This is a genomic window from Thalassotalea euphylliae (assembly GCF_003390375.1).
Taxonomy (GTDB): Bacteria; Pseudomonadota; Gammaproteobacteria; order Enterobacterales; family Alteromonadaceae; genus Thalassotalea_F; species Thalassotalea_F euphylliae_A.
The window spans coordinates 3,692,897-3,715,908 of record NZ_QUOT01000001.1; the positions used below are offsets into that span (position 1 = coordinate 3,692,897).

The 23,012-nt window shown below is 41.9% G+C and carries 17 protein-coding genes, 1 tRNA gene and 1 pseudogene; 6 read left to right on the top strand and 13 right to left on the bottom strand.

What is annotated here, in order from left to right; translation table 11 throughout:
* Positions 1 to 107: 107 nt before the first annotated feature.
* The 3 genes from DXX94_RS16110 to DXX94_RS16120 are packed head-to-tail and all read left to right on the top strand — an operon-like array spanning position 108 to position 2,337.
* Positions 108 to 662 (top strand): RNA polymerase sigma factor, encoded by a 555-nt coding sequence (locus DXX94_RS16110; protein ID WP_116017460.1) that lies wholly within the window; start codon positions 108 to 110, stop codon positions 660 to 662.
* Positions 649 to 1,374 carry a hypothetical protein gene (locus DXX94_RS16115; RefSeq protein ID WP_116017462.1) on the top strand — a complete coding sequence of 242 codons (726 nt, stop codon included), beginning with the start codon at positions 649 to 651 and terminating at the stop codon, positions 1,372 to 1,374. Before DXX94_RS16110 ends, DXX94_RS16115 begins: the two co-directional genes overlap by 14 nt.
* Positions 1,375 to 1,389: 15 nt before the next feature.
* Positions 1,390 to 2,337: a hypothetical protein gene (locus DXX94_RS16120; RefSeq protein WP_116017464.1), complete on the top strand. Its 948-nt coding sequence runs from the start codon at positions 1,390 to 1,392 to the stop codon at positions 2,335 to 2,337.
* A gap of 178 nt (positions 2,338 to 2,515) precedes the next feature.
* Here the strand turns inward: DXX94_RS16120 and DXX94_RS16125 are convergent, their stop codons facing one another.
* The 3 genes from DXX94_RS16125 to DXX94_RS16135 all read right to left on the bottom strand — a co-directional run bounded on the left by DXX94_RS16125 (position 2,516) and on the right by DXX94_RS16135 (position 7,102).
* Positions 2,516 to 2,995 carry a hypothetical protein gene (locus DXX94_RS16125; RefSeq protein WP_116017466.1) on the bottom strand — a complete coding sequence of 160 codons (480 nt, stop codon included), beginning with the start codon at positions 2,993 to 2,995 and terminating at the stop codon, positions 2,516 to 2,518.
* 680 nt (positions 2,996 to 3,675) lie between these two features.
* Complete coding sequence (locus DXX94_RS16130) at positions 3,676 to 5,838, bottom strand: malate synthase G (RefSeq protein ID WP_116017468.1); 2,163 nt, start codon at positions 5,836 to 5,838, stop codon at positions 3,676 to 3,678.
* A 328-nt stretch (positions 5,839 to 6,166) separates the two neighbouring features.
* A complete protein-coding gene (locus DXX94_RS16135; RefSeq protein ID WP_116001058.1) occupies positions 6,167 to 7,102 on the bottom strand; it encodes a LysR family transcriptional regulator in 936 nt (311 codons plus the stop codon).
* A gap of 266 nt (positions 7,103 to 7,368) precedes the next feature.
* Here DXX94_RS16135 and DXX94_RS16140 point away from each other — a divergent pair, with 266 nt between their 5' ends.
* Positions 7,369 to 8,961 (top strand): isocitrate lyase, encoded by a 1,593-nt coding sequence (locus DXX94_RS16140; protein WP_116017470.1) that lies wholly within the window; start codon positions 7,369 to 7,371, stop codon positions 8,959 to 8,961.
* 177 nt (positions 8,962 to 9,138) lie between these two features.
* Here the strand turns inward: DXX94_RS16140 and DXX94_RS16145 are convergent.
* A pseudogene (locus DXX94_RS16145) lies at positions 9,139 to 9,654 on the bottom strand (peroxiredoxin); the annotation flags it as partial.
* A gap of 287 nt (positions 9,655 to 9,941) precedes the next feature.
* On the opposite strand from DXX94_RS16145, the gene DXX94_RS16150 reads away from it, so the two are divergent.
* Positions 9,942 to 11,912: a methyl-accepting chemotaxis protein gene (locus DXX94_RS16150; RefSeq protein WP_116017474.1), complete on the top strand. Its 1,971-nt coding sequence runs from the start codon at positions 9,942 to 9,944 to the stop codon at positions 11,910 to 11,912.
* Positions 11,913 to 12,081: 169 nt separating this feature from the next.
* Here the strand turns inward: DXX94_RS16150 and DXX94_RS16155 are convergent, their stop codons facing one another.
* From DXX94_RS16155 to tkt, 6 genes are all read right to left on the bottom strand, one after another.
* Entirely contained in the window at positions 12,082 to 12,876 is a 795-nt protein-coding gene (locus DXX94_RS16155) for a DUF481 domain-containing protein (RefSeq protein ID WP_116017476.1), read from the bottom strand.
* Positions 12,866 to 13,696 (bottom strand): mechanosensitive ion channel family protein, encoded by an 831-nt coding sequence (locus tag DXX94_RS16160; RefSeq protein ID WP_116017478.1) that lies wholly within the window; start codon positions 13,694 to 13,696, stop codon positions 12,866 to 12,868. Before DXX94_RS16160 ends, DXX94_RS16155 begins: the two co-directional genes overlap by 11 nt.
* Before the next feature lie 273 nt (positions 13,697 to 13,969).
* Complete coding sequence (locus tag DXX94_RS16165) at positions 13,970 to 14,881, bottom strand: fructose bisphosphate aldolase (protein ID WP_116017480.1); 912 nt, start codon at positions 14,879 to 14,881, stop codon at positions 13,970 to 13,972.
* Between the two features lie 214 nt (positions 14,882 to 15,095).
* A complete protein-coding gene (locus DXX94_RS16170; RefSeq protein WP_116017482.1) occupies positions 15,096 to 16,274 on the bottom strand; it encodes a phosphoglycerate kinase in 1,179 nt (392 codons plus the stop codon).
* A 62-nt stretch (positions 16,275 to 16,336) separates the two neighbouring features.
* Positions 16,337 to 17,353: an erythrose-4-phosphate dehydrogenase gene (gene epd / locus DXX94_RS16175; protein ID WP_116017484.1), complete on the bottom strand. Its 1,017-nt coding sequence runs from the start codon at positions 17,351 to 17,353 to the stop codon at positions 16,337 to 16,339.
* Positions 17,354 to 17,437: 84 nt separating this feature from the next.
* Positions 17,438 to 19,420, bottom strand: a complete 1,983-nt coding sequence (tkt, locus tag DXX94_RS16180; RefSeq protein WP_116017486.1) for a transketolase — start codon at positions 19,418 to 19,420, stop codon at positions 17,438 to 17,440.
* A 366-nt stretch (positions 19,421 to 19,786) separates the two neighbouring features.
* Between tkt and DXX94_RS16185 the strand changes: the two genes are divergently transcribed.
* Complete coding sequence (locus tag DXX94_RS16185) at positions 19,787 to 20,713, top strand: 2-hydroxyacid dehydrogenase (RefSeq protein WP_116017488.1); 927 nt, start codon at positions 19,787 to 19,789, stop codon at positions 20,711 to 20,713.
* 334 nt (positions 20,714 to 21,047) lie between these two features.
* Here the strand turns inward: DXX94_RS16185 and DXX94_RS16190 are convergent, their stop codons facing one another.
* The 3 genes from DXX94_RS16190 to DXX94_RS16200 form a co-directional block, all read right to left on the bottom strand.
* Positions 21,048 to 21,308, bottom strand: a complete 261-nt coding sequence (locus tag DXX94_RS16190) for a hypothetical protein (RefSeq protein ID WP_116017490.1) — start codon at positions 21,306 to 21,308, stop codon at positions 21,048 to 21,050.
* A gap of 371 nt (positions 21,309 to 21,679) precedes the next feature.
* Positions 21,680 to 21,756: transfer RNA gene (locus DXX94_RS16195), tRNA-Arg, on the bottom strand.
* Positions 21,757 to 21,841: 85 nt separating this feature from the next.
* A complete protein-coding gene (locus tag DXX94_RS16200; RefSeq protein ID WP_116017492.1) occupies positions 21,842 to 23,008 on the bottom strand; it encodes a flagella assembly protein FlgT in 1,167 nt (388 codons plus the stop codon).
* Positions 23,009 to 23,012 lie beyond the last annotated feature (4 nt).

The window sequence follows — 23,012 nt, forward strand, 5'->3', positions numbered from 1 at the left end:
AAGAAAACAGAAAACAATAAATTAAAAAATTTAAATTATTTTCAAACTTTTTATATGCTTGCCACTACCTTATTAAATAACAACGCCAAACTATCGCAGGAAGATAAGTGTTCGAACGAAGCGATGAGTCGCTCATCAAGCAAGCACTCAAAGGGAAAAAGTCTGCGTGGGTGAGTTTAGTAAAACGCTACGAAAGTGGCATTTATAACTACGCCTACCGCATGGTCAATCATCCAGATGATGCTATGGATTTAATGCAGGATATATTCATTGCGGTTTACCGTAATTTAAGTACGTTTCGCGGCGACAGCCCATTTAAAGGCTGGTTGTTTAAAATCGCCCACTACCGTTGCATTGAATATTATCGAAAGAAAAGGCCACTGCAGTCGATAGATGATGTGCCTGAGCAAGTAGATGAAAGCCAAGATGCTTGTTTAGATACTGGGCTTACTCAGGGACAGCAGAGCCAAGCATTGCATCAAGCGATGCAACGTTTGGCATTTAATCAAAAAATTATGGTGGAAATGAAGTTTTTTCAACAATTCACCTTTGAGGAAATTGCACAGCAACTGGGCATATCAACCAATACCGCCAAGTCTCGACTGTACAGTGCCCTTGATAAACTGAAAGATTATTTGGAGGTGGAAGATGTCGCCGCATGATAAATCTGATCAATTCGAAGATAAGCAATTTGAAAAGTGGCTCGACAAGCAACTGTCGCCCGAGCAAGCTGCCGAATTTGAGAATAATCACGCACATGAGAGCGCAATGAAACAGCATATTGCAACGGCTAAATACGTGGAATATTTAGCCAGTCAGGAAGCGCCAAAAAAGGTTCCTAACTGGGATCGCACGGCAGTGATGGACATGGATAATCAACATACTAGTCACAAATGGTGGCAGTGGAGTGGTTTACCCGCGTTATCAATGGCATTTTCTTGTTTTGCCATGGCTTTAGTATTGTTCAATGTGCAATTCACAGTCAGTGACCAAGGTATGTTATTGACCTTTGGTAAGTCGGAGGTTGACCCCGAGGTGATTGAAAGCCAAGTTACCGAGCGCGTTAATCAGCTAGTTGACGACAAGCTGAATCAATACCAGCAAAGTCAACAGCTCGCCTTAGCCAACTTCACCAATGAATTGAGCGATAAACAGCAGCAGAGTAACTTGCAACTTGCTAGCTATATTCTTGAAACCTCAAGGCAAGAGCGAAAAGAAGATATTAGCGACTTTATTCAGTTTGTTAACGCCCAGCGTAATGATGATGCGCTAGATCAGCGTATACGTTTTCAACAACTTGAAGATGCCTTGTTACAGCAAAGCACCTTTATCAATCAAACAACCACGATGCAGCCTGCTAACTGGGCTAATTAAGCGAGGAAAATTACGATGAAAAAATTAGCAATGTTAGTGTCGAGTGCCTTAACGGCAAACCTTGCCACCGCCGCAGACGTCAATTATGAGCAGCTCCACAAGCAGCTTGATATTATGAGTAATATTATTGAATCGTCGATCACTACTGGCAAAGCAAAACAATCGATTAAATTATCCGGTATTGAAAGTACCTATCTACAAAAACAAGGTGTGATGTTTACTGTTAGGTCCAAGAGCAGCAGAGGAAGTTGGGGAAGTTATAACTTCCAAGTTTCGGTACCTCCTGTGCCGCCAGCACCACCAATTACGCTTTTATCGCCAGATCAAATTGCTGATATTGAAGCCACTGTTGCCGAAGTGGCTGACGAGTACCCCAATATAGATGTTGAAAGGGAAGTGGCAAAAGCTATGGAGACTGCTTCACGTGCATATGAGCGAGTCATTGAAATTCATCGTGATGAGCGTGAGGTGTATCGCGACTTGCGTGAAGAAGAGCGCGATATAGTTTACGAGTTAAGGGATGTAGAGCGTGAAAACCGTGACGTAGAATTTCAAATTCGCCGTGCTGACAAAGAACAGAAAGCTGAGCTAAAAGAAAAGCAAAAGCAATTAGAGAAACAGAAGAAAGCTCTTCTAGAAAGTAAGCAAGCGCTCGCCAAGCGCGGTCAAGAATTTCGCGTAAAGCAAGCGGAATCTGCTAAGAAGTCTGAACAGGCACGCCAAAGCTACTTTGCCCAGCTGAGCGGTGAAATTGCCGAAGCGTTATGTCTGTATGGTAATGGCCTTAAAGCATTACCAAAAGGGGAGTATGTCACTGTGGTATTAAAGTCAGGTGGCGATAGAGTAGGCCGACACTATCAAGATAAAATTCACGTGTTCAGCAAACGAGATATTAATGGCTGTGCTACCGATAAAATTAGCACCGCACAATTACTGAAAAAAAGTAGCGCGTATCAGTTTTAAGTGAATTTAACCTTATGTAGGACGAAACATTTAGAACGGTACATATGGAACGAAACAATCGAAAGCAAAAAGGCTACGCAAATGCGTGGCCTTTTTTATGAATTTCTTTATGAGCTTTTGATAAATATATCTGCTGCGCTAGTACCGCTGGGGAAAGCAGGTTTTAAATGAATTAGTTTTAAAAACGTGCTTTTTTTACGTTACAGGTTTCATTTGATGGCTTGTTCAGCGCCATAACCCCTTCCTCGTTCACTGAATAACTAGGTGAACTCTGGGTAAATTTAGCAATAAATTGCTGTAATTTGTCATTCAACACGGTTGCTAATGCAAAAAAGTCGTTGGTTTTTTGCGGCTTTGATTTTGCCACTTGGCTATCAGCGATATATTGCTGGTCTAGCGGAATGCGAACAAGTGGTTTATCGAACATTTGAGCAAACACTTCACGTTGAAACAGCGTTGATGATTCTACACCGCGCAGCGCGTCGAAATGCTTGTTGGCAGAAATAACAGGGGCAGTAGTTATCGACACTTTTTTGATAACGAAATATTTCACTTCTTCTTTGTCACTGATGGTTGGAGCGGCATGTGAAACAGCAAAACATAAACCGACTGTACTTAACGCAATTGCGCTGGTAATTCCTTTAAGTTTGTTGTTCATCGTCTCATCCTCTAACCCAATGTTAAAAAGATTTTATTGTGTTAATAACTCTGTAACGTAATAACTTTGTCACTTAATACATTAGGCAGTAAAAAATACCCGCGTATGTAACTAAATTGCACCATTTTACTATAAATTGTTACGACTGATTGCGCGAGCCTTATGGGATGAACGGCAATGTTGTTGAGATAAGCAGCGAACTTAAATTTTATATTAACAGTCAGTTAACGTTATAGGGTTAACTGCTACTAAAAACTTACTCATTAGAGAGCCGACTAGCACGAAAAACTCTCGGGCAATGCTTTGACGTATTAACCCGTTATTAGTTCAACCCAGTTACCTACCGGCGTAAAAAACTCTAAAACAACAGACTGTTTGCCAAAAAAGTTATTTCTATGACAAATAGTTTTTCGGGGCTATTGCGATTAGCTCTATTTCTGCTTGTTGTATGGCTTTGTTGGAAGGCTTTACAAGGTGAATTTGAAAGTTGAATTTGCAAAGTGAACTTAAAAACTAGCCTGACTAAATTGTTAGTCAGCACAAAGTTGTTGCTAGCCAATATGAAAATGCCGAGCAACTGCTCGGCATTTTTTATGCGTTTAATCTCACAAGCTACTTTGTATAGCCTTGTCTAACTCACTATTTGTTTTACCTTGTAGCCTAGTGAGTCAGCGATATAACTAGGCTGACTTATGAACTTGGCGGTAGTGATGTAGCAATGGTTCAGTATATCCTGAAGGTTGTACATCACCTTTAAACACTAAATCACATGCCGCTTTAAAGGCGATGCTGTTATCAAAGTTATCCGCCATGGCAACATAAAGTGGATCTGCTTGGTTTTGCTGATCAACCACTTTCGCCATTTTCTGCATACTGGCCATGACTTGTGCTTCAGTACAGATATCGTGTTTTAACCAGTTGGCAATATGTTGGCTAGAAATACGTAGTGTTGCTCTGTCTTCCATCAGACCGACATCGTTGATATCTGGTACTTTTGAACAACCAACACCTTGATCAATCCAGCGAACTACATAACCTAAAATACCTTGCGCGTTGTTATCTAATTCTTGGGTGATCTCTGCTTCACTCCAGTCAGTTGATTCCGCTAGTGGAATTTTCAAGATATCGTCAATGCTCGCTGGTGTGCGTGATTTTAGTGTTTGCTGTAGGTCAGCAACACTAATTTCATGGTAGTGCAGCGCGTGAATGGTTGCTGCTGTTGGCGATGGTACCCAAGCGGTATTTGCGCCCGATTGCACATGGCCAATTTTAGCTTCATACATATCTTTCATGTTATCTGGTACAGGCCACATACCTTTACCAATTTGCGCTTTACCACTTAAGCCACAGCTTAAGCCAACATCTACGTTGTTTTGCTCGTAAGCGCCTATCCACTGGGTTAGCTTGATATCATTTTTACGGGTCATTGGCCCTGCCAACATCGAGGTATGAATTTCGTCACCCGTTCGGTCAAGGAAGCCGGTATTGATAAACACGACACGTGATTTCGCTTGGTAAATACAGTTTTTCAAATTCAAACTGGTGCGGCGCTCTTCATCCATAATACCCATTTTGATGGTATTGGCTGGTAATGACAGCATCGCTTCCACACGGCCAAATAGCTCATTAGCAAACGCTACTTCTTCGCTGCCATGCATTTTGGGTTTTACGATATAGATAGAGCCTTGCTGACTGTTTTGACCCGCAAATTCACCTTGAACATCTAGACTTGCAATCAAGCTGGTAACAATTGCGTCCAAAATGCCTTCTGGTACTTCTTGGCCGTCTTTATCCAAAATGGCGTTGTTCGTCATCAAGTGACCAACGTTGCGCACGAACATAACGCTGCGGGCTTTCACCGATAATGGTTCGCCGTTGGCACCAACAAATTGTTTGTCTTGGTTCATGCGGCGAGTAGTGGTTTTACCGCCTTTTGAGATTTCTTCGGTTAAATCACCTTTAATCAAGCCTAACCAGTTGCTGTAAGCCAGCACTTTATCGGCGGCATCAACGGCGGCAACCGAGTCTTCACAATCCATAATGGTGGTTAATGCTGACTCGAGCAAAATGTCTGATAGTTGTGCTTGGTCTTGCTGTGAAATTGGACTTGATTGATCAAAACAAAGCTCAATCAGAAGTTGATTGTGTTTGAATAGGTAGCTGTGGAAGCTATCAGAATGCTGTGCTTGGCCAATAAATGCGCTAGCTGTTTGCAGCTGAGTTTGACTGCCATCGGCTAACGTCACTACGACCTGCTCACCGTCAACTTGGTATTGTTTGGCATCAGCATGGCTACCTGATACTAATGGTAAGTGCTTATCTAAAAAGTCTTTAGCAAACGCGATAACTTTTGCGCCGCGTACCGGGTCGTAGCCTTTTACTTGATTCTCTTCTGCAGGAATAAGGTCGGAACCATAAAGCGCATCGTATAAGCTGCCCCAGCGTGCGTTTACTGCGTTTAGCGCAAAGCGCGCATTCATAATAGGTACAACGAGTTGTGGACCCGCCATCGTTGCGAGCTCTGCGTCAACATTTTCTGTATCGACGCTGAAGTCTTCAACAACTGGCTCGATGTAGCCAATATCCGTTAGAAACGCTTTGTAGTCAGCAAAGGTCTCAGCGCTGTAGGTATTTTCTTGATGCCACTGGTCAATTTGTGACTGCAGCGCATCACGTTTTTCTAGCAGCTGTTTATTCTTTGGTGCTAGGTCGTGGATAACGTCGGCAGCTTGTTGCCAAAATTGCTCTGCGTTGTATTCGGTTAACGGTAATACTTGTTGTTCGATGAATTGGTTAAGCTCTTTTGAAACTTGTAAACCAAATTGGGAAATTCGTTCACTCATGGCGGTAACATCACTTCTATTTATTGATGATTATAAAATCTATTCACTCAAGGTTATAATCGCAAGGGGTTAAATATAAATGTACGAAATATAATCTTGCTATTTTAACTGAGTAAATACTTAAAAGTTATTCATTACAATGACTTAAGCTTGTTGTAGTTTCTTTTATAACTTTTATTTTTGATTATTATCTTTGGTATTCTAGTTAATTATATTTAGCTTGCTAAATTTGGTGTTATTTCTGCTAGTCATACTATTTATTAGTGAAAGCGCGAGCTTACTTAATGATCTTGCTGCGCTTTCATTACTACTTAGTCAACTGCTAGCATCAGCAGTCTGCCGCTGCTTCCATGACCAGTCCACGGAACCAAATATGGCTAGCATCATGGTGCAGCAGTGGACTCCAAATCATCTTCAGCTCAATGTCTGGAATATCAAATGGTGGTTTTACGATAGTAAAGTTAGCGTCGTCTTTGTGCAGCAGTGCAGCCTTCGTTGGTAAAGTGGCAATTAAATCGTCTTCATACGCCAATTGCATCGCAACGTGATAGTTACGTGTGAATACTTTGATATCACGTTTTTTACCTAGGCGTGCTAACGCTTCATCTACCCAGCCTAGCTTTTGTACGTCTTTAGGGTCCATACCAACACCAACACCAAAGCCTGTTTTCGACACCCAAACATGCTTTGAAGCTAAGTAACTGTTAAGGTTGAATTTAGTGACCACTTCGTTGTCAGCGCTCAGTAAACAAGAGAAGCTATCACGCCACACGGTTTTTTGATGGAAGGATTGTGGCAACTCGTCAAAACGGTTGATCGCCATATCAATTTTGCCAGCTTCCACGTCGTGGAAATTAACGTCACTCGGCGTCATGATATCCATAGTGACATTTGGTGCGATTTTATTTATTTTTTTCAAAAGCTTAGGAAGTAAAGTTGAAGCGGCGTAATCGCTCGCCATGATACGAAACACACGTTGACTGTGCTCTTGATTAAAATCTTCTTCACCTTGCAGCGCTTCTTCTAATTCCAACAGAATTTTTCGGATAACTGGCGACAATGAGCGAGCGCGTTCGGTTGGCACCATACCATCAGATGTTCTCACTAAGATCGGATCGTTAAACAGGTTGCGCAAACGCTTTAAACCATTACTCATGGCAGGTTGAGTTATATTTAGCTGACTCGCTGCTCGTGTTACGTTTTTCTCGCGCAACAGAACATCTAAGTAGATAAGTAAATTTAGATCTATTTTAGAAATATTCACCAAATATATCCTTTTGGGGTTTGTTATTTCTACTGAATATATTTGTCTTGTTTTCGTTTGTAAACACCTGAATGAAATCTAGTGCTATTCTTTTATGGTATGCCTTAGATTGATCTAATCATTCTTTTAATAAATCATGTGAATGATAGTGATAAAATGTATAAATTATGATGATTGGTTGTTGGTGGCATAGGATGGTTAGCAAGCGTTAAGAACAACAATTAACGCAGTAAAGAATTTAACAGACAGAAGAGAAGGGTATACCTATGTCTAGCTACAATGAAAACATCGAGCAATTAGCAAGCTTAAAAGCAACTCAAAACCAAGGTTGGGATGCTATTAGCCCTGAGTATGCAGCGCGTATGCGTTTACAAAACCAATTCAAAACCGGTTTAGACATTGCGAAATACACTGCGTCGATCATGCGCAAAGATATGGAAGCATATGACAAAGACCCTAGCCAGTACACTCAATCATTAGGTTGTTGGCACGGTTTCATCGGTCAGCAAAAAATGATTTCGATTAAAAAGCACTTCGAAAACACTGACCGTCGCTACCTATACCTCTCTGGTTGGATGGTTGCAGCACTTCGCTCAGACTTCGGCCCATTACCTGATCAGTCAATGCATGAGAAAACTTCTGTAGCTGGTCTTATCGAAGAGCTTTACACCTTCTTACGCCAAGCAGATGCGCGTGAGTTAGGTGGTTTATTCCGCGAATTAGATGGTGCTCGTGAAGCAGGTGACAGCGCTAAAGCTGCTGAAATCCAAGACAAGATCGACAACCATGTAACCCATGTTGTGCCAATTATCGCTGATATCGATGCAGGTTTTGGTAACGCTGAAGCAACTTACTTACTTGCTAAGCGTATGATTGAAGCAGGTGCTTGTTGTATCCAAATCGAAAACCAAGTGTCTGACGAGAAGCAATGTGGTCACCAAGACGGTAAAGTTACGGTGCCACACGAAGACTTCTTAGCAAAAATCCGCGCAGTTCGTTACGCATTCTTAGAACTTGGTGTTGACGACGGTGTTATTGTTGCTCGTACTGACTCTTTAGGTGCTGGCCTAACTAAGCAAATCGCTTACACAACTGAGCCAGGCGATTTAGGTGACCAATACAATTCATTCCTTGACTGTGAAGAAGTTGATGTAGCAAACATGGCGAACGGTGATGTTGTTATCAACCGTGGCGGCAAGCTACTTCGTCCTAAGCGTTTACCAAGTAACTTATTCCAATTCCGTCAAGGTACTGGTGAAGACCGTTGTGTACTGGACTGTATTACTTCATTACAAAACGGTGCTGACTTACTTTGGATTGAAACTGAGAAGCCACACGTTGGTCAAATCGGTGGCATGGTTAACCGCATCCGTGAAGTTGTGCCTAATGCGAAACTTGTTTACAACAACTCGCCTTCATTCAACTGGACATTAAACTTCCGTCAGCAAGTATTCGATGCTTGGTCTGAAGAAGGTAAAGATGTATCAGGTTACGAGCGTGCTAACTTAATGAGCGCTGAGTATGACGATAGCGAATTATCAGCGGCAGCTGATGAGAAAATCCGTACCTTCCAAGCTGATGCAGCACGTGAAGCGGGTATTTTCCATCACCTAATCACACTTCCTACTTACCATACTGCGGCGTTATCAACTGATAACTTAGCGAAAGAGTACTTCGGTGAGCAAGGTATGCTAGGTTACGTGAAAGGTGTACAGCGTAAAGAAATCCGCCAAGGTATCGCGTGTGTTAAACACCAAAACATGGCAGGTTCTGATATCGGTGATGATCACAAAGAATACTTCGCTGGTGAAGCTGCATTAAAAGCTGGTGGTAAAGACAACACCATGAACCAGTTCTAATCTAGAACTTAGAAGAAATAAGCTCAGCATGTTCAACACGCTGAGCCTAACAATCAGTTAAGTAGTCAAAGAAGCCGCTAGCTCCCAACCGCTAAGTGGCTTCTTTTTATTTGTGTAATTAAATAAATGTATTATTTAATTACACTAAGTTTATTACTTGCTCAATGTCTATTACTTGTTTAGGTAGGCAAGCATAGTATCAACATCACTCACTTCAAATGGGTCAGTAGGGCAGTTATCCATTTTGCCTGGCTCAACAAACATTTGTTTGATTTCGCCATCAACCACATGCATTGAATAACGCCACGAGCGATCACCAAAGCCTAGGTTTTCTTTCTTCACTAACATACCCATTAAACGAGTAAAATCACCGTTACCGTCAGGTAACATTTTGACTTTATCTGCGCCTAAACGCTGTGCCCATTGGTACATGGTAAAGGCATCGTTAACGCTTAAGCAGTAAACATCATCAACGCCTAATGCTTGCAGCTTGTCAAAGTTAGCTTCGTAACCTGGTAAGTGAGTGCTCGAGCACGTTGGAGTGAATGCACCTGGCAGTGAAAAAATAACAACGTTTTTACCGGCAAAAATATCGTCAGTAGTAACATCTTGCCAGCGGAATGGGTTTTCGCCACCAACGGCCTCGTCGCGAACGCGGGTTTTAAAAGTGACCTGAGGGACTAGATTACTCATTATTTTTATCCTCTTTGAAATTAATGTATGTGTGGTGAATGAAATATACGTGGCTAAGTCTATCTTAACCATAGGAGAAAAGTCATATCTTGCAATAACCTAATGCTATATGTTTAGTTCTTTTAAGAATGTGATTAATTGACCAGTTAATCAGGAAATAGTGGTAAAGTTACTGCGATTAATTGTCATTTGATAATTGGCGAGAGCCTATCGCTAAGGACACGCTATTTGTCAACAGTTACCAACTACACTAATACACGTGGTTACTCATCCGATAGGGATTAACGATGAAGTTAAAAAACAAACTTATCATTACCTTCTTACTTATAGCAATACTACCGTCACTGATTATAGGTATTACTTCTACTTACGTCGCTAGCCAGTCAATTGAACAACAAGCGTTTGCTCAGCTAACTGCCGTTAGAGATATCAAAACCGCTCAAGTCACTAGCTATTTCAATGAACGTAAGGGGGATATTGAAGTACTGGCACGAAGTGTCAGTAAGTTATTATCGTCTTCCCAATTAACCTTGGCGGAAGCCGCGCATCAGCATCACGATTACTTTTCAGGCTTCATTCAATCTTATGGCTATTACGACTTTTTTCTTGTCGATAAAAATGGTGATGTGTTTTATAGCGTCACTAAAGAGGCTGACTATCAATCTAATTTGCTCTCTGGGCCTTATGCTAGTTCAGGTCTAGGAAAGACATTTAATAAGAGCATAAATCACCAAGCATTCGCGATGGAAGATTTTAGCCGCTATGCCCCTAGTAATAATGAACCAGCCAGCTTTATTAGCTTAGCAGTTCAAATTAACGGCGAATCGGTTGTCATTGCCTTGCAGCTGTCAATCGACAGTATTAACCAAATTATGCAACAACGCTCTGGTATGGGGGAGACTGGGGAAACTTATCTAGTGGGCAGTGATCTTCTGATGCGCTCAGACTCCTACCTAGATCCACAAGGGCATTCGGTGATAGCTTCTTTTGCTGGAAATGTCAGTAATAACGGCGTTGATACCAAAGCCGCTAAACTTGCCATTGCTGGTAATAGTGGCACACAAGAGATTATTGATTACAACGGTAATCCGGTGCTTTCTGCATATACACCACTTGATATTCACGGTATTCGTTGGGCGCTACTTTCTGAAATAGATGTGGCTGAGGCATTTGCAGCAATAGACGAGCTTTATTTTACTATCTCATTGGTGATTTTGGTCTGTGTGCTAGTGGTGATCGCTACCGCAATTTATGTGGCAAAAACGGTGACGAAACCATTAGGAGGAGAGCCAAATGATATGGTCGATATTGCCAACACCATAGCAGATGGCGATTTAACGATTGAATTTGAGCAAGGTGATTCTGCAAGCGGTGTTTATTTGGCAATGAATAAAATGTCTCTGCGTTTACAGGCTATGATCAGCGAGATCGTTGATGATAGTAATAGTTTGGCAAGCTCTTCTGAGGAGTGCAGCGTTGCCAGCTTGCAAGCATCAAATAACCTTGCTGAGCAACAAAAGAAAATTGAGCAGTTAGCAACCGCTATTCAGCAAATGTCAGCGAGTATTAGTGAAGTTGCTAACAATGCGTCACAAGTGGCGACATCGGTGCACAATGCTCAGCAGCAGTCGGGTAACTCAAATCAACAGTTACAACATACCATTACAGACATTAACCAGTTAGATCAGGAAATTGGTGAAGCTCACAATGTTATTCTTGCCTTAGAGCAGGAGTCTCATAATATCAGTGCGGTACTAGAAGTTATTCGTGGTATAGCAGAGCAAACTAACTTGTTGGCTTTGAATGCTGCGATAGAGGCTGCGCGGGCGGGAGAGCAAGGTCGTGGCTTTGCTGTTGTTGCTGATGAAGTACGTACCCTGGCCGAGAAAACGCAAGAGTCGACCAAAAGCATTGAAGAGATGATCAGTAATCTACAATCATCTTCACAGCAGGCGGTAAAAGTGATGGCGACAAGCCATACAACTGCTGACAACACGCTCAATAATGCGAACTTAACGGGCGAAGCGATTAATACTATTCATCAAGAAATTGACAATATTTTGCAGATGTCGGAACTAATCGCCAGCGCTGTTGAGCAACAGGCTGGCGTTTGTGAAGAGATTAACCAGAATATAACGGTGATTAATGACGTTGCTTATGAAAACTCGGCAAGTGCTAATCAAGTCACCGCGGCTAGCCAGAGTATTAGCGAAGTAGCAGCACAGCTAAATCAATTAAGTTTACAGTTTAAAGTTTAGCTCTTAGTTCTTAACTCTTAGCTCTTGGCTCTTAACTGCTAGCTCTTAGACAAGCGCGATTTAGTTTCTATTAAAGCTTAGATATACAAACATATATAATGAAAAAAGCCTAACTCAGAGTGAGTTAGGCTTTTTAAGGTTTGAAGAAAGCCGCTAACTTTCGCTTTCATTAGAAACTGTATACTAAGGTAATAGCGGTTTCTGTATCTGTTTTGTCTTTACCTTCGTCAACTTCAGTGTTGTGGTCGACAATAAACGAAAACTTCATGGCTAATGTTTCAATCAGTTTGGTAGTGATTGAAGTTTCAGCGCGGTAGACATTGTTTTCATCGCTGCCAAAGGCCTGTGAAGCACGTAAAATTTGCTTAAACTCTACATGTTCATTAATGCTACGTGTGTATAAGGCTTGAGCCTGTACAATAAAGGCATCTTCATTCTCAGCTGCTTGTGTGTCTGTTACTCTTAAGCGATCGCGCTTAAAACCTGGACCAATATCGGCAAACAATGAAGACTTCTCTGTTTCATACCACTTTTTACCCCAACCAGCAGAGACTGTTGCCTGGTAATCAAAGCTACTGAAGCGATCGTCAATATAACCAACACTGCCGTACATGTAGTTTTTACCGTCGGCCTCCATTGCGTAATTGGTTTGTGCGTTGATGTTCAGCTTTTGATCACTCGTTTCAAAGTCTTCATCGGGGTTGCCCTGATCATCAACTACATCAACTTCTGTCTTACGATATAAAAGATTAGCTTTTAGTAAGCTTGTCCATTTGTCGTATTTGTGCTCGAAGTCAAATGCGGTTTTAATATCGCCACTTTTACTGTTACCGGTTTTAAATAAAAAACCTAATTCAGCAGACGCTTTGTATTCATGTTCAGGGGCTTTAGGTTGCTCTTGTGCGCATGTAGCAGCGGAAAATCCAACACTGCACAATGCAATCGCAACTAAGTTATTTCTCATTTTCGTTCTCTTTGTTCATATGTAAGGATACTTGAGGGTACGGAATCTCAATCTCTGCTTTATCTAAAGCAACTTTGATATTCTCCATCAAGTCAAAATAAGTTGGCCAGTAATCGGCTGATTTTACCCAAGGGCGCACTACAATGTTCACCGCGCTATCGGCAAGCTCGGATACACCAATGGTCACAGCTGGGTCTTTAAGTACGCGTTCATCGGCAGCTACTACATCTGCCATTACTTGTCGTGCCTCAGCTAAATTTGCGTCGTAGCTTACACCAATCACTAGATCAATTCGACGTGTCGGTTTTGTTGAATAGTTAGTAATAGTACCGCTGGTAATCGCACCGTTAGGGATGATCACGGTTTTGTTGTCACCGGTTCTTAATTTGGTGGAGAAAATCAGTATTTCCTCAACAATGCCTGCAACGCCGCCCACTTCAACAAAATCACCTGCTTTAAATGGTCTAAAGCTAATCAACAATACACCTGATGCGAAATTTGATAATGAACCTTGCAACGCTAGACCCACTGCTAAACCGGCAGCACCGACAATAGCAACAAGTGATGAAGTATTAAAACCTAGGTGTGAAATGGCGATGATAAAGACAATCGCGATGCCGATGCCATAAACAAGGCTAGCAACAAACGAAATAACCGCTTGGTCAACCGATTTATGTTCAAGGATTTTACTAACCCCTTTGCTCACAAGGCGGGCAACGAGTTTACCGACGATTAGAATGATGATGGCAACAACGAGTTTAATGCCAAAACTGATCATTAGTTCTTGATTATTAGTGATCCAGTTAGTGATACTTTCCATAACTTTGCTCCATTTTTATTATTGGTGAATTATATCCAAGTATTACTGCCAAACCCATGATAATAGTCTGGTTTGTAAAAGGGTAGTATAAAAAGCGAGCTAGTAGATAGGTTGTCGATTAAAACATGCGATTTCTATTAGAAAAAGTGCCAGTTATGCGTGGTGGAGGTGTTTGAATTGATGTCGACCTTCAAATTATTCAAACAAAAATGCCACCGATATAGGTGGCATTTGCAATAAAGCTAATGAGATTAACTTTGGGTAAACGCTAGATTACGCAATTGATGCTTGATAGATACTTTCAATACCTTGATCTAATTGCTTTGTGAAATCTTCGTCTGAATGCTTGGCGCTTAAACCTTCTGTTAATGCACGAGAGAAGCTAGCGATCATGCCTGCATTTTCGCTCACTTTTTGGTTTGCTTCTTCGCGAGAGTAACCACCACTTAAGGCAACAACTTTAACAACGTTTTTGTGGGCAACACAGTCAGCGTAGAAGTTAGCCGCTGAAGGTAGGGTGAGTTTTAACATCACAAGCTCATCATCCGCTAGTGCATTTAGATGCTTGATTAGCTCATCACGCAATAGCGCTTCCGCTTCCGCTTTTTGTGGGCTGTTAATATCAACTTCTGGTTCGATAATTGGTACTAAACCTTTCGCGATAATTTGCTTAGCAACGGCAAATTGCTGTTCAACAATAGCAGCGATGCCATCAGCGTTAGCCATTTTGATCACAGAGCGCATTTTCGTACCGAAAACATTTTGTGCAACAGCTTTGTCTAATAGCGCATCAAGCTCTGGCATTGGTTTCATCACTTGCACGTCTTGTGCTTCGTCAGCCAAACCTTTATCAACTTTCAAAAATGGCACAACGTTTTTTTCTTGCCATAAATATTGAGCACTAGGCATACCTTCGATGCTACGGTCTAGGGTATTTTCAAATAAAATCGCACCTAACACACGCTCACCGGTGAATGCTGAATTAGTGATGATACGAGTGCGCATTTGGTGCACCATATCAAACATTTGCTCATCATTGCTGTACTCGTTTTCTTCAACACCATAAAGCTTCAACGCTTTTGGCGTGCTACCACCACTTTGGTCAAGTGCGGCAATAAAACCTGACTGAGAGTTTACTTTAGTTAACATAGCGTTTTGTTCGGCTGAACGCTTAATTTCAGACATGGGTTGTGCTCCGTATTAATTGTATGTCGTGTAGTGGCGGTGTTCGCTCTTATTATCTTTAAAATCTGTGTTCGTTAATTTTGATTAACTTATTGTCTACTTTAAACTGCCAGCGGCTCTGCCCTAAAGCGCATTGTTTCTATAGCGCATTTTCTCTATAGCGGCATTGCCGCTAGCATCAATAGTGTTTCGGCGAAGAAGGCTTGAGCCCAAATTAACTCTTCGCGCGCTCTTCTAATATGGCAACAGCAGGTAATTTCTTCCCTTCAAGGAATTCTAAAAATGCGCCGCCACCTGTAGAAATATAGGATACTTTGTCTGCAATATTATACTTATCAACTGCCGCTAGTGTGTCGCCACCACCAGCAATTGAGAATGCATCACTTTCTGCAATCGCATTGGCAATAGTTTTAGTGCCTTCACCGAACTGGTCAAATTCAAATACACCAACAGGGCCATTCCAGACAATCGTGCCTGCTGACTTTAATAGTTCTGCTAACGCTGTTGCTGAATCAGGGCCAATATCGAAGATCATATCAGTATCAGCGACATCCGTAACCGATTTTAATGTTGCTTTTGCAGTTTCTGAGAACTCGCTGCCAACAACCACGTCAGTTGGTACTGGAATATCACCATTATTCGCTTGAGCGTCTGCGGTTAAGCGTTTAGCTTCATCAATCAAATCATTCTCAACCAGTGATTTACCCACTTGGTGACCAGCAGCTGCAATAAAGGTATTAGCAATGCCACCGCCGACAACTAATTGGTCAACAACTTTAGAAAGTGAATCTAATACTGTTAGTTTGGTTGATACTTTTGAACCACCAACAATAGCGACTAGCGGACGGGCAGGGTTGTCTAATGCTTTACCTAGTGCCTCTAATTCACCGGCTAGTAATGGGCCAGCACAAGCAACTGGCGCAAACTTAGCGACACCATGCGTACTGGCTTGAGCGCGGTGTGCTGTGCCAAAAGCATCCATCACATAAACATCACATAATGCTGCTAATTTTTGCGCCAGTGCATCGTCGTTTTTCTTTTCGCCTACATTAAAGCGAATATTTTCAAATACGACTAGCTCACCAGCTTCTACTGCTACGCCATTTAAGTAGTCCTTCACCAGACGAACAGGGCGCTCAAGCGCTGCGGCTAGGTAATCAACAACCGGTTGTAGTGAAAAGGTTTCATCGTATTCGCCTTCAGTTGGGCGACCTAAGTGAGACATCACCATCACCTTCGCACCAGCATCTAGCGCCAGTTTTAATGTTGGCAGGGCAGCTTTAAGACGGGCATCAGAAGTAATCTTGCCGTTCTTGACTGGTACATTGAGATCTTCACGAATAAGTACGCGTTGATCTTTCAGCGATAATTCACTCATTTTGATGACTGACATAATAAGCTCCAGCTTTGTGTTTATCTTGTTGCTATATAAGTTGTTATATTTATCGGTTAATTTTATTTTATAAATTTTGCCATTTCACTGGCGGTATCGAGCATGCGGTTAGCAAAGCCCCACTCGTTGTCACACCAAACGAGCATTTTTACTAAGCGCTTATGGCTGACACGAGTTTGCGTACCATCGACAATGCACGAGTGTGGATCGTGATTAAAATCAACGGAAACGAGTGGCTCTTCGGTATAACCCAAAATGCCAGCTAAGCCATTTTGCTGCGCTGCCATAATTGCTTGGTTGATATCGTCAATACTGACGTCGCTGTTAACCGTGACGCTCAAATCCATCGCGGTAACATTGATGGTTGGTACTCGCACGGCAATCGCTTCAAAGCGACCTTTTAGCTCTGGCAGAATACGCTCAATACCTAAGGCTAACTTAGTATCCACTGGAATTATCGACTGGCTGGCGGCACGCGTTCGACGCAAGTCACTGTGATAAGCGTCAATCACCTGCTGATCATGCATTGATGAGTGGATGGTAGTAATAGCACCACTTTCAACGCCAAACTTGTCATCCAGCACTTTAATCACGGGCACAATACAATTTGTGGTGCACGAACCATTGGATACGACATTATCAGCAGCAGTTAATTGCTGATGGTTAATGCCATAGATAATGGTTTGATCGATATCGTGGCTAGCTGGGTGTGAGTAAAGTACCTTTTTGGCACCTTGCGCAATATGCTGTTGGCCATCAGCTTGGCTAGCAAATTTGCCTGTACAATCTAACACAATATCCACTTGCTCTTTTTGCCATGGCAACTTGTCTAAGTCAGCTTCATGGCTAATGGCAACTTTGCTACCTGCAACAATTAAATTGTCTTGCTCATAATTGACGGCAAACGGGAAGCGGCCATGAGTGGTGTCGTATTTAAATAGATGGGCAATGCCTTTGGCATCGGCTAGTTCATTGATGGCAACGAGATTAAGTTGTAATTGGCGGCCTGTTTCAAACAAGGCGCGTGCGACGCTTCGGCCAATGCGGCCAAAACCATTAATCGCAATATTAATTGGCATAGTTAACAGGTATACCTTAAGAGCGTAATGCTTTTTTTAAATATCGGCGCTGAACTAGCCAGCGCCTTAGCAAATAATGCCCGATTATAAGCTATTTACGGTTTTAACAACATTCTCAACCGTGAAGCCGAAGTGTTTGAATAAATCACCGCCCGGTGCAGACTCACCGAATGTTGTCATACCAACAACACCACCAGCGAAGCCTACATACTTGTACCAAAAATCTGTGTGTGCTGCTTCAATGGCAACACGTTTAGTCACGGCACTTGGCAATACGCTTTCTTTGTAATCGCTATCTTGTGCATCGAACACATTGGTAGATGGCATAGAAACAACACGAACGCTGTCACCTAACTGCTCAGCAGCAGCCATCGCTAGACCAACTTCAGAGCCAGTCGCAATTAAGATAGCTTCAGGTACGCCAACACTGTCTTTTAAGATGTAACCACCACGCTCGATATCAGCTACTTGTGACGCTGAGCGTGCTAATGCTGGTAAACCTTGGCGAGAGAATACTAATGACGTTGGGCCATCTTGACGAATGACCGCATGCTTCCAAGCAGTCGCAGCTTCGGTAGCATCAGCTGGGCGCCAGGTAACCATGTTTGGTGTCGTACGTAAGTTGGTTAACTGCTCGATAGGTTGGTGCGTTGGTCCATCTTCACCTTGGCCAATTGAGTCATGGGTGTAGACGAAAATATTTTGAATACCCATTAACGCTGACATACGTACTGCGTTACGTGCATATTCCATAAACATCATGAAGGTTGCGCCGTAGTTAATAAAACCACCGTGCAATGAAATACCATTCATAATGCCGCTCATGCCAAATTCACGTACACCGTAAAAAATGTAGTTGCCAGCAGGGTCGTCTTGAATGCCTTTTGAACCAGACCATAAGGTTAAGTTAGAGCCTGCTAAATCAGCAGAGCCACCAATTAATTCAGGTAATAAGGCACCAAAGGCTTCAATAGCATTTTGTGATGCTTTACGCGAAGCAATGTTCTCAGATTTTTCCTGACATTCTTTGATAAATGCATTGGCTTTTTCTTCAAACTCAGCAGGTAGTTCACCTTTTAACACGCGGCGTTCGTACTCCGCTGCTAACTCAGGATGAGCTGCTTGGTAAGCGGCAAATTTGTCATTCCAGCTTGCTTGTGCGCCAGTACCTTTTTCTGTTTGATTCCAAGCATCAGCAATATTTTTTGGAATTTCAAATGGCGCATGTGGCCAGTTTAAGAATTCACGTGCTGCAGCAATTTCATCATCACCTAACGGTGCACCGTGACAGTCGTGGCTACCTGATTTATTTGGTGAACCAAAACCGATAATGGTTTTACAGCAAATCATAGTTGGCTTGCCTGTTTCAGCTTGCGCCGCTTCAATAGCGTTTGCAACGGCTACAGAGTCGTGGCCATCGATATCGCGAATTACATGCCAGCCGTATGACTCGAAACGAGCAGGAATATCTTCAGTGAACCAGCCATCAACATGACCATCAATTGAAATACCGTTGTCATCCCAAAATGCGATTAGCTTGCCTAAACCTAAGGTACCAGCTAATGAACAAGCTTCATGAGAAATACCTTCCATTAAACAGCCATCACCTAAGAAACAGTAAGTGAAGTGATCAACAATGTTATGACCTTCACGGTTAAACTGTGCCGCTAAGGTTTTTTCTGCAATCGCCATACCGACGGCATTTGAGATACCTGCGCCTAATGGGCCTGTAGTTGTTTCAACGCCCGGCGTGTAACCGTATTCAGGGTGACCTGGTGTTTTTGAATGAAGCTGGCGGAAGTTTTCTAGCTCAGACATAGGTAAGTCGTAGCCAGTTAAATGTAGTAGTGAGTAGATTAGCATTGAGCCATGGCCGTTTGACAATACGAAACGGTCACGATCTGCCCAGTTTGGATCAGCTGGGTTATGCTTTAGAAAATCACGCCAGAGAACCTCTGCGATATCTGCCATGCCCATTGGGGCACCTGGATGTCCTGATTTAGCTTTTTGAACGGCATCCATACTTAACGCACGAATTGCATTGGCCAGTTGTTGACGCGATGGCATATATGCTCCTACTTATATATTGAAAATTCGAATTGCTTGAAGTGAGCAGTATTCTCGCTCAGCATCGAGGCTACTGCAAATGAATTTGCGGCAATTCTCATAATTTTTCGAGATAAAATATGATCTGAAACACTACCTCAGATTTTTGACATAAAAGGTGGTATTCATCCGTTTAATTTTTAGTGAATACTTAGCGGGGTATAATACAGCTGATTGCGGTCTAACGGCCTAAATTTGCGAGTAAATTATCGAGAGACCCGAAATGACAAGAATTGCTCAATGATAGTTATCCAGCGCTATGGATTAAGTGATATATTACTTGGCTTTAAGTGATAAGAAGTGATAAGACGCTGAACGAGGAAAGTCATGTCGATAGCAATCGCTATTTCAAATCGCAGTGCGAAAACATTGATAAACGCGCTGAAAAAACATCTACCAGGTGTAGAAGTAAAAAATTGGCATGAGTATCAAGCTCATAGTGACGTTGAGTTTGGCGTTTGCTGGCAACAACCAGCACAACTTTGGAGCCATTTACCTAAACTAAAAGTGGTATCGTCATTGGGCGCCGGTGTAGACGGACTTATTTATGATGATAAGCGGCCGCAGACCCTCAACATTAGCCGAATTGTTGACCCAAGCTTATCTGAGCAGATGGCTGACTTTGTGCTAATGAGCATTCTCAATCATCAGCGCAATATGGCAGCTTATTGGCAAGCTCAACAGGCACGAGACTGGATATTCAAGCGCCGTAAACAAGATAACAAAGTCACCATTTTAGGGGCTGGTGAAATAGGTTTAGTGGTTGCACGTAAACTCCACCTAAACGGCTACCAGGTCAGCACTTGGAGTCAGACACTCAAATCCGCTAACTATATTGCGCAAAGCTTTGTAGGGGAAAACCAGCTTGTTGACAGTGTGAAACGGGCCCACTTTGTCGTGTCTATACTACCGGCGACTAGTCAAACTAATGATCTGATTGATGAGCGCGTTTTCTGTGCAATGCCTAAAGACGGATATTTTATTAACGTTGGCAGAGGTAATGCAGTGGATGAACAAGCGCTTATTAAAGCGTTAGAAGGCAACGTGATTGCAGGTGCTGCGCTTGATGTATTTAAACAAGAACCGTTACCTAGCCATCATCCATTCTGGGACCTGCCTCAATTAACGGTAACCCCTCATGTTTCAGCTATTACGGATCAGCAACAAGTGGTTGAGCAAATAGCTGAAAATTACCAACGTTTTGTTCAAAATAAAGCGCTTATTAATCAAGTCGATGTTAATAAAGGCTATTAATTTTAGCTGCGCAAATAAATGATTGAAATGTCGATTATATTCAGATAAGTTTTTAGGGTTATTAAGTAATAACAATAATAAACAACTTAGTAAGTAGGTTTGCGTATGAATAAACCAACCTCCAAAGGATTTAAGCTTACTACTGTTATTGCTGCTGTTTTTGTCTTGGCAGTGTCGGCAGTGTTAAGTAACTCATCGGTTGCCGATGATATGGACGTCGTAATAGAACAATCAGAATGAGTGGTCGATTGTTAAATTAAAAAGCCCCATTATTTGGGGCTTTTTAATTTATCTATGTCAATAATTTGTCTAATGGAAAATGTTCAATTAGCGGCTAGGTGCTTGAACATTCAAGCGAGGCATCTACTTTTGGCTCACGCTCGCTGCGTTTTAATAAGTAAAAGGCATTAATAGCAACAATAATCACATTTGATACCATGCCTTGTGCTACATCAATATGCGTATAATAAACGCCCATCAACACACACCCAACCAAGGTTGCCAGTCTTAGCATTAATATATCTTTGATAAAAAAAGCACCGATACATAAGGCCAGCCCAATCCAGCTAAGTGCGTCAAAGAATAGTGGGTTCATTAGTGTGTGTTACTCCGTTGGTAAATGTTAATTAAAAGTAGCCACTAAAAGTTGCTCTAGTGGCTTAATTGCGACGCGCATTATCCAGATCGTTTGGTGATAAAACAAACAAATAAAATTGCCTGTGTCGGATTAGAAAAACTAATGTAATTAAGGGGTGATTCTAAATGTATTCACCTTGTAACAAAGTGAAATTAAGTTTTAACTCTATTTGTTTTTAATTACACTGTTTTAACTGGCTTTTATTGGTATTTTAAGTGCCATAGATAAGGGGGTATCAGCGAAGCGTTTACGCCTTTGATGTGCATATAATTGCGTTAATAAAACTAGGTTTACTTGGAAAACTCAATAAACAAGAGAAAAACTTGAAGTGGCGTCTCTGGCAGGAGTCGAACCTGCGACCCTTCGCTTAGGAGGCGAATGCTCTATCCAACTGAGCTACAGAGACTGCTCAGTTGAATTTAAACTGTTTATCAATAGTTTACAATGACTAAAACAGCTCAATAGGGCAGTGATGGCATTCTGTGGTTGCTTTAGGGATCTTGTTTCACGGCGAGATCATTGATTTGAATATTGCCAAGCAAGTTTTGATTAGTGGTTTTTGCGACAGCGCTATCTTGAAATACTTCGCTTACCGTCACCATGTGGTTACTTACATTATACCCTGTGTACATTTTTCCTTGATCGCTTGTGAAACTATTTAAATGTAGCAAGGAAAATTTATCGCCTAACTTAACGCCTTGGCGTTTACCCACATTAACAATAACTTCATTACCTTCAACTCTGACAATTCTTGCCCTTGTTTGCTGGCACATTAGGCTTTCATCAATATCGAGTAAGGCGTCATCAAGTGTGCGATCAAGCATACGGCCGTAGGCGCTTTGCCAAAACGATTGGCCGTTTAGGTCGATCGATTCTCGCTTACCAAAAGTCCAAGGAGCTTTATTCTGGTAATGGCTATCCCATAATAGTTCACCATTATCAGTACTATATATATAGAAGGCGGTATCAAAGTGACGATCGAAATTATCCTCCTGCCAGAACTGCCATTGGTTTAGCACTTCTCCATCAAACGATACGTCGATAACCTCAGTAAAGAGAACAAACTGTGTGTCAAAGCGTTGACCTAACTCAACTGCTAAGTATTTGATTTTTTCTTGGTCAAAGCTACGGTTATAGCGACTAAAAGGGATGCTACTTTTGTTGGCTAGTTTAATATCAATGTAGCGACTTTTCTCACCAAGCTTGTCAGCAAAGCGAGCAACTAATTTCTTGTCTAAATTATAAATTTTGCCAATATTCGCTTGTTCACGATGAAGCAGTTGAGCTTTAGTTACTAGCATCGACTTTTTGAAATCGGCGGCAAAGCATTGCTGCTCTTGTGGAAAGATATCTGCGCGAATCGTTACTTTAAGCATGTCTCCTTGGTAGCTTTCATCGATTAATTCAATTGAATTCACTGTGCCACTAGCGCGAATACTTAGTTCGTCTTGAGTAAGCAAACCGTTGATAACCCGCTGTGCGCTGCTCACTGAGGCGCCGGCAACAAGTAATGCTTTTTTTAATGCGTTTTCCATTGCTTCTGTTCGCGCAGTCTCGCGATCATTATTTAAGATGTATGCACTGCCTTGTGATTCATACCACTGAGCAGAGCTCACAAATGAAATTAATATTGATGTGAATAATGCTAAAATTCGCATAACA